The following is a 723-nucleotide window of genomic DNA, read 5'->3' as shown; positions in this document are numbered from 1 at the left end:
GTCTAAACAAATGTCAAACGAATTATCAGAGCTTAAATCCACACTACATACGATGTGAACATTAACATTTTTTTGATGTAATATTGAATCAAGTTGCTGAGAGAGAGTTTTGGCTCCATTATAAGCAGCCAATAAAACAATCACACCATTTCTTATCATTTAGTGACAACCTAGTGAACGTTAAAATGTTACACAAATAATTTTAAGTTATAGTTATTACAAGTGAGCATCAAGTACATATAAAGGATTAAGAAGTTGTTGTTTCAACGCGATACAATTCGATCCGCACGTTTTTGATTTCCACAATAATTAACAAATCAGAAGAAATACCCCATCGGGATATGCATCATCTTAAGCGTATGACAAAAGCACCACAGTAGGGTGGTATACCTATCAATCAGTTTATCCTGTGGAATACAGGGTACTCCCAAAATGCTAACTGCAGACATTCTTGCCCCGTCCAACTGCCGTAATCCTCATGGTGATTGGATACATAAAATTGCTTTAGCGACAGTGATATCCCGATATCTTCTTCCAGTGCGCCAGCCCTTCCTTGCGCATCACCAGCACAGCGTCATTTCTTGAGTGCCCCTTTTTCCAGAGCCCAGAGTTCTTGCGAGGTGAGATACAGGCTGTCGCCCCTTTACGCGAGACAAGCTGATTACTGGCTGTGCTTTCATAGGCACTATCCGCATAAACACGCTCCAGCTTGCGCCGCAGTGG

The 723-nt window shown here is 41.2% G+C and carries 1 pseudogene; it reads right to left on the bottom strand.

The annotated features are described in order from the left end of the window. Positions 1-507: 507 nt before the first annotated feature. Positions 508-723: pseudogene (locus tag LG31_RS20405) on the bottom strand (transposase); the annotation flags it as partial.

The organism is Aeromonas lacus, from assembly GCF_000764665.1.
GTDB lineage: Bacteria > Pseudomonadota > Gammaproteobacteria > Enterobacterales > Aeromonadaceae > Aeromonas > Aeromonas lacus.
This window is presented reverse-complemented; position numbering and strand designations above follow the sequence as displayed.